General features: G+C 34.7%; 6 protein-coding genes. 5 read left to right on the top strand and 1 reads right to left on the bottom strand.

Going from position 1 to position 5089, the window contains the following annotated elements; translation table 11 throughout:
• The 5 genes from KI356_RS28430 to KI356_RS24300 all read left to right on the top strand — a co-directional run.
• Nucleotides 1–173 (top strand): LPXTG cell wall anchor domain-containing protein (locus KI356_RS28430; RefSeq protein WP_212936702.1); only part of this gene is annotated, 173 nt, incomplete at its 5' end.
• Between the two features lie 825 nt (nucleotides 174–998).
• Complete coding sequence (locus KI356_RS24315; RefSeq protein WP_128282074.1) at nucleotides 999–1988, top strand: hypothetical protein; 990 nt, start codon at nucleotides 999–1001, stop codon at nucleotides 1986–1988.
• 258 nt (nucleotides 1989–2246) lie between these two features.
• A complete protein-coding gene (locus KI356_RS24310) occupies nucleotides 2247–2543 on the top strand; it encodes a protoporphyrinogen oxidase (RefSeq protein ID WP_212936701.1) in 297 nt (98 codons plus the stop codon).
• Nucleotides 2544–2616: 73 nt separating this feature from the next.
• Nucleotides 2617–3093 (top strand): PH domain-containing protein, encoded by a 477-nt coding sequence (locus tag KI356_RS24305; protein ID WP_212936700.1) that lies wholly within the window; start codon nucleotides 2617–2619, stop codon nucleotides 3091–3093.
• Nucleotides 3086–4501 carry a PH domain-containing protein gene (locus KI356_RS24300; protein ID WP_212936699.1) on the top strand — a complete coding sequence of 472 codons (1416 nt, stop codon included), beginning with the start codon at nucleotides 3086–3088 and terminating at the stop codon, nucleotides 4499–4501. The genes KI356_RS24305 and KI356_RS24300 overlap by 8 nt, the downstream gene beginning before the upstream one ends.
• Before the next feature lie 60 nt (nucleotides 4502–4561).
• Here KI356_RS24300 and hmoB read toward each other — a convergent pair whose 3' ends face one another.
• Nucleotides 4562–5059, bottom strand: coding sequence for a heme-degrading monooxygenase HmoB (gene hmoB, locus KI356_RS24295; RefSeq protein WP_002116825.1), 498 nt, complete (start codon nucleotides 5057–5059; stop codon nucleotides 4562–4564).
• Between the last annotated feature and the right edge of the window lie 30 nt (nucleotides 5060–5089).

Genomic DNA, 5089 nt, shown 5'->3' with positions numbered 1-5089 from the left:
CAGAAAAACCAGGAACAACGAATCCAGAGAATCCTGGAACAATGAATCCAGAAAAACCTGAAAAAGAACTACCGAAGACAGGACAGAAAATGCCTGTGGAACCATATATGGGAGCAATTCTTGTAATGATGAGTTTTGGATTACTCGTATTAGGTAGAAAACAGCAAAAATAATAAAAGTGAAAAGGTATCCTCAAAGTATTTGAGGATACCTTTTTTATCTTTATTTGGCATAAAAAAAAGCATCTAGCAAAAGAATTAGCTGCAAATAAAAAACACAAGGGAAGATAAATGTCTTCCCGCTTCACGAATGTGCTTATTTCAAAAAAAGTATAAAAACTAGCTTTATTATATATATTTGATGTGTAAAGGTATGGAAGGAAAAGGTTATACGTTTTCGTAGTGTTTTGTTGAAAAAGAGCAATCTATGTAATTAATTTTAACGATTTAGGAAATAAGTCCCGTTCTTAAAGCGTTTGAAGAGCGATAGTCCAATAGTAGGTGGGAGATGAAATTAGGATTGGAATCTTATTGGATCTTAAAATGTAGAGGGGGAAAATAATGTAAAAAAAATTATTGTATGTTTAAAACCTTTATGTTACATTTGTGTTACAAAATAGTTACGAATCGTGACTTTTGTTGCGGTTTGTTTTCTGTTGCTTTTCTGTGTGTTACAGATTATAGTTTGTATTCCAATTAGCTGAGAATATTTAAAGCTGAAGAAATAGCAAACTATAAACGAAAAATGATTTTTCTATGTGTATAAGAGTGTGTGTAGTAAAGATTCTGAGTAAGGGCTTTATTAAAATTCCTTTCTGTCTTAAAAGAAGAAGAAGAAAACCAACTACCAACTATTTGGGAGTTTTAACTAATGATAGCAAATGAAATGTACTTCCTTTCCCACACACAATGTAGTACATATTTGCTTTCAGTCTAATTGCTACACAGACTTTTATACATATGATGTTATTATTTTAGGGATATATAGGGGGAGAGAAAATGAAAAAACTATTAACAGTAATTGGCCTTACATTTTTAATGCTAGCTGGATGTAGTAATGGGAATTTTGAAAAAGCGGTGGATGAGGGGAATACCGCACTAACGAATAAAGAATATAAAACAGCTTTATCATCATTTGAAAAAGCACTAGATGAGAAAAAAGATGATTCAGATGTAAAAGTGCTTGTAGAACAAACGAAAGCAATGATTGAAGCAGTGAAGCTAAAAGACGAAGCAAAGTTAGAAGAATCGATCAAGTCATTTGAAAAAGTAGAGAGTGTGAAGGATGGAAGTAATGCGCTTATAAAACAAGCAAAGGAAGAACGAACAGCATTACTAGCCATCTTAGAACAAAAAAAGAAGTATAGCGAGCAACTGGTGAAAAGTGAAGAGTTAATAAATAAGAAAAATTATGCAGAAGCGAAAGAGTTACTAAATAAGCTAGTTTCAGAAACAAAAGATAACAAGAACCTTGAAGAATATAATAAAAAAGCTGTAGGATTAATCACGAAAATTGATGAAGAAGAAAAAAATGCAAAGAGTGAAGCAACGAAGGCACAAAAAACAAATGTAGTAACGAATCAGAAGGTAACGACAGAGAAGCCCAAAAAGGTAGAGGCAGAAAAGAATGAAAAGGTAACGACAGAGAAGCCCAAAAAGGTAGAGGCAGAAAAGAATGAAAAGGTAACGACAGAGAAGTCGCAAAAAGTAGAAACAGAAAAGAATGAAAAGGTAACGGCAGAGAAGCCCAAAAAGGTAGAGACAGGAAAGAATCAAGATGCATTTACTTTTGAGAAAGCTAAAGAATATATCAAAAATGAATATAAAGAAGAATATGATTACACACTAGAGAATACGCAAGTAGAAAATGGAAAGAAATATTATCAAATTAGAGTGCGTACGACATATAAAATAGAAGGCGCAGCTGGACCAGGATTTACTGGCGTATTCAAAGTATTTGAAGATGGTACAATTGTTGAAATACACTAAATCGATAAAAAGGTATCCTCAAAGTATTTGAGGATACCTTTTTAAGTTTGTTTAGCATAAAAAAAAGCATCTAGCAAAAGTACTAGATGCAAATAAAAACACAAGGGAAGACAAAATTCTTCCCGTTTCCCGTATGTAATTATATCAAAAAAATTATAAAAAACTAGCTTTATTTTTAATATAATTGATGTGTGAGGCTATGAGGTTATAGGATTACATTGTTTTCATAGTGTTTTGTTCGAAAAAGGAGTTGTATAAATGATTAATTTCAAACCAGAAAATTTGAACCAACTATTCAAAGTGATGCTGATTAATGCGAATAAGTCTTATGATGCAATTAAAGATTATGAATGTACGGGAGAAGTGGTAGTATTCCGTGTAGACTTCGAATATATTGATGTTTCTCTTATGATTATAGATATGTTAGGGAGATCGGCAGCAAGATTTACTGTTTTGCCATTTGCTCATCAGGATACGAATGAGATAGATTATATTCAGTTTCAAGTGTATTCAATTAATGAAGGGAATTTTAAAGAAATGCTCGATATGATGTAATAACTATAATTTTACAAAACTGTATATAACAACTAATATATAATTAGTAAATTCATATAATTGGAGTGATGAGATGCAGCCGTTAGAAAGGGAGATTCATGCTAATATGCTGAAAGTGTGGAGGATTCACGCTTTAATTGGGGCAGTGGTTATACTTGCAGTCGTAATTGCGTATTTCTTTTTTATGATTAACTTTAACTGGTGGGGCTGGTTGTTTGGATTGTTAGTAGCAGGAGCTATTACATTTATTCCACTTGATTATTTTGTGTTTCCAAATTTACGTCAACGTTATTATAGTTACAGATTAAATGAAGAAGAGATTGAGATTCAAAAGGGAATGTTTGTTGTTAAGCGTGTGCTTATTCCGATGATCCGTGTGCAGCACGTGACGATTGAGCAAGGGCCAATTATGAGAAAGTATAATTTAGCAGAATTACATATTTCAACAGCGGCAACTTCTCATAGTATTCCAGGTTTAACGAAAGAAGAAGCAGAGCAGCTGAAAAGACAAATTGGAGAACTTGCGAAAGTGAGTGATGAGGATGTATAAGAGGCAACATCCAATCACGATATTATTAGGGATTAGAATTGCGACTTTGTTGCCTTTTATTTTTCTTGTTCTATTTCGTTCAGACGAGAATGAACCGTGGTATTTATTTTATTTTGTTTTATTGTTCCTTTTAACTATTATGGCTATTTTTTCAGCTGTAAAATGGTATTTTAAAGTGTACTGGGTTGAAAATAATATTTTACATATAAAACATGGTGTGTTCGTTAAGAAAGAAAGCTACTTAAATAAAGACCGTGTGCAAAATATTAGTACGTCTTCTAACATTATTTATCAAATGCTTGGACTTACGAAGTTAAATATAGAAGTAGCGGGCGGCGGTACTGAACCAGAAGTAATGTTAGCTGGTATTAAAGAAGACGAAGCGAAGGAACTAATTGCCTTATTACATAAAGAAAGAAGCGTTGTGACTGAAGAAGTGCCCGCAGCAGAAGAAAGTAAGACGGTGTACCAGTTAACAACGAAAGAAATTTTATTCGCATCTATTACATCTGGTAGATTCGGGTTAGTATTTTCTGGACTTCTTCTTATTTACTCAGAGTTTAATGAATTTCTTCCAAAATGGCTCATAAATAAAGTGGAAGCGTATGTGATGGATAACGGTGTATATGAATTAATCGTTATGGCCGCGATTTTAATGGTGGTTTCGTGGGTCGTTTCTACGGCCGGCTATGCGTTAAAATATGCGAACTTTAAAATAGAGCGAAACGGAAATGAAATTCGCATCGTTCAAGGTTTATTTGAAAAGAAAGAGTTTGTTTTAAAATTACACCGCATTCAAGCGATTACTGTGAAAGAAGGAATTCTTCGGCAGCCTTTCGGTTATTGCTCTGTCGAGGTGGAAGTCATTCAAAGTATAGAATCCGCCGGCAATGAAGTGATGTTACATCCTTTTATGAGGAAACAAGATGTACAGCAGTTACTTACTTATTTGCAGTTGCCGTATGAAATGGAAGACGAAATCGTTCATTTACCGAAGGCTGCATTGCGGCGTTATATTATTATGGGCTGGGTTACAAGTGCGGTGCTCGCAGTGCCGATTGTCGGTACGAGCATATATTTTAAACAACATATTGCCTTGTTCACTCTGATACCACTATGTGTCGTATTTACAATACTTGCATACGCTCGTTATACAAGCGGCGGTTATATGATGAGAGACAATCAATTAACGATGGTGTACCGAGGTCTTGCGAAATATACAGGGATTATGAGAAGAAGGCATGTTCAAGCAGTAGGATACAATCAATCGTATTTTCAAAAGAAAGGCGAGTTATGTACAGCTGCCGTATCAGTGGCAGGGCACGGTTATGAAGTGAAGCATATGCGTAAAGAAGATGCACTTCGCATATATAATTGGTACAAAGAAAAAGGAAACACCAGTGTGTAATGGTGTTTCCTTTTTTGTCGTACGGTCGATATAATCTCACGTACCAATTGTTGCGAACTTCTAAACTAAAACATCAAAAGTAGTCACAAAAGATGGACGAGAGAAAATGCTTTTTTGTCCTTCCGCATGTGGATGCGCCGGAGCTTGTCCCTCTGTTTGTGCAGGACGTTTTTTATGAGCATTTTCGAATGAACGTGATTCTGTCCAGTCTTTAAAGTTTTGCTCTGTTTCCCACATCGTTAAGATGACATATGTATCGTTACTTAATGGGCGAAGAACGCGGATCGCTTGGAATCCTGGTTCGTTTTCAATTAGGCCTGCTCGGTTTTTAAAACGGTTTTCAAATACAGGGCGACCTTCGTCTGTTACAGAAATGTTGTTACAAACGATGTAGCCAGGTTGTCCTTTAAATTCTCCAACAGCGTCTAATACGTCATACTGAAGTGCGGATTCTACAGATTCTTCAGTATTTTCTTTATAAAACATATCTTTTTCGTTATTTTTTGCAGTGAAATGTGCTTGTTCTAAAGGTGTTTCGTATGAAATAATAGCCTTCATTTTAATGCCCCCTTTATAGTTTGTCTCTAT

The organism is Bacillus hominis (assembly GCF_018332515.1).
Lineage (GTDB): Bacteria > Bacillota > Bacilli > Bacillales > Bacillaceae_G > Bacillus_A > Bacillus_A hominis.
Note: the sequence above shows the minus strand (reverse complement) of the source record. Positions and strands in the feature narration are given on the sequence as shown.

Excerpts from the sequence above, each read along its gene's own strand:
- KI356_RS24300 (WP_212936699.1), top strand. The coding sequence starts at position 3,086 with ATGTATAAGAGGCAACATCCAATCACGATATTATTAGGGATTAGAATT.
- KI356_RS24315 (WP_128282074.1), top strand. The coding sequence starts at position 999 with ATGAAAAAACTATTAACAGTAATTGGCCTTACATTTTTAATGCTAGCT.
- KI356_RS24310 (WP_212936701.1), top strand. The coding sequence starts at position 2,247 with ATGATTAATTTCAAACCAGAAAATTTGAACCAACTATTCAAAGTGATG.
- KI356_RS24305 (WP_212936700.1), top strand. The coding sequence starts at position 2,617 with ATGCAGCCGTTAGAAAGGGAGATTCATGCTAATATGCTGAAAGTGTGG.
- hmoB (WP_002116825.1), bottom strand. The coding sequence starts at position 5,059 with ATGAAGGCTATTATTTCATACGAAACACCTTTAGAACAAGCACATTTC.